General features: G+C 60.4%; 2 protein-coding genes. One reads left to right on the plus strand and one right to left on the minus strand.

Annotated features, from left to right (window positions below):
* Positions 1-707: AAA family ATPase (locus WA354_RS24115; protein WP_472815576.1), on the minus strand; the 707-nt coding region annotated here is incomplete at its 3' end.
* A 157-nt stretch (positions 708-864) separates the two neighbouring features.
* On the opposite strand from WA354_RS24115, the gene WA354_RS24120 reads away from it, so the two are divergent.
* The coding region (locus WA354_RS24120) for a MotA/TolQ/ExbB proton channel family protein (protein WP_472815577.1) at positions 865-1,571 on the plus strand (707 nt) is incomplete at its 3' end.

A 1,571-nucleotide genomic window follows, 5' to 3' on the forward strand; every position in this document is an offset into this window, starting at 1 on the left:
GCTCCGCCTTCATAGAGCTGATCGAAGGCGCTCATTGCGGCTGCGTAGAGCTTCTCGGCATTTGCCAGAACACGCTTCTCGGTTTCCAGCGCTTCATCCTCACCTGCAACCAGGTTGGCCGCGCCAATCTCTTTCGCCTGGTAGCTCCACAGGTCGACCATTCGAAGACGATCCTGCTCGTTGGTCAGCAATTCCTCGAGCTTCGTCTGGGCTGCGCGCCATGCTTCGTATGCACCAGCCACATCGTCGGTCGAGATCGACGCGAACCGATCCAGGAGAATCCGCTGCTGCGTCTGGTCGAAGCTCGAAAGCGTCTCAGACTGGGCGTGCACAAGGGCCAGTTCCGGAGCGAGCAGTCGCAGCACGGCCACGGTAGCCGGCTGGTTATTGACGAACACTCTGCCCTTGCCGGAAGACAATATCTCCCGCCGCAGGATGATTTCGTTCCCCTCGGCATCAATCCCATTCTCTTCCAGAATGGCTTCGGCGGCGGATGTTGCCTCGAATACGCAGGCAACCACGGCCTTGTCGGCCCCGTGGCGCACGATTTCCGTCGATGCTTTGCCGCCCATGAGCAGCGCGAGCGCATCTACAAGAATGGACTTGCCCGCGCCCGTTTCGCCCGTCAGCAGGTTCAACCCAGGGCCGAAAACGGCGATGGCGTGATCGATAACAGCGTAATTTTCGGCGCGTAATTCGACGAGCATGAAAGGTGAATCCGTGCGCAGCATAGCACGAACGCCGGGGGTTACGCGTAAGCGCCCTGAAATGCGCATCTTCGGGTGCACCAGAACGATAACTTGGAGCGCTTGAATGCGTCTGATACCGTGGATATTGAGGTGAATACCGATTTTTACAGCTACTTTGCTCCTCGCATTACAAGCTGATGGCGGCGCAGCCCCGGCTGCCAGCCCTGTTGCGCAGGGCACCGGCGCGCTGATGGAGATGATGGGCAATATGGGAGGGATCGCACTGGGCGTCCTGGTCCTGTTGCTGATTGCCAGCCTCTATTCCTGGACCATCATTCTGGGCAAAATGGGTACCTTCAGCAAGGCGACCCGCGAAAGCCGCAACTTCATCAACGCCTTCCGCCGAGCCACGCGCCTGCAGGAAGTTGCAGCCTTCGCCGACAATTACAAGTCCAGCCCGCTGGCGCAGGTCTACGTGGACGTGTATGAGACCTACAAGCGGCAGACCGGCGGAACGGGCCCGCCCCGCAATCTCACTCCACTGGAGCGCTCGGCGCAGACTGCGGCCAGTGAGGCCATCACCGCTCTCGAGCGCCGTCTCACCTGGTTAGCTACGATCGCGGCAACCAGCCCATTCATTGGACTCTTCGGCACCGTCATGGGCGTCGTCGATGCTTTCCACGGCCTGGGTACAGCGGGTGCTGCAACATTGCGCGCCGTCGCACCTGGAATCTCCGAGGCGCTGATCACCACCGCTGCCGGACTCTTCGTCGCCGTCCCTGCTGTGGTTGCCTACAACCAGTTCGCCGCGCGCATTCGCGTCTTTGCGTCGGCAACCGACGACTTCTGCCGCGAGTTGCTGAACTCGCTTGAAGAGATACC

It is taken from the genome of Occallatibacter sp., from assembly GCF_049802275.1.
Taxonomy (GTDB): Bacteria; Acidobacteriota; Terriglobia; order Terriglobales; family Acidobacteriaceae; genus Telmatobacter.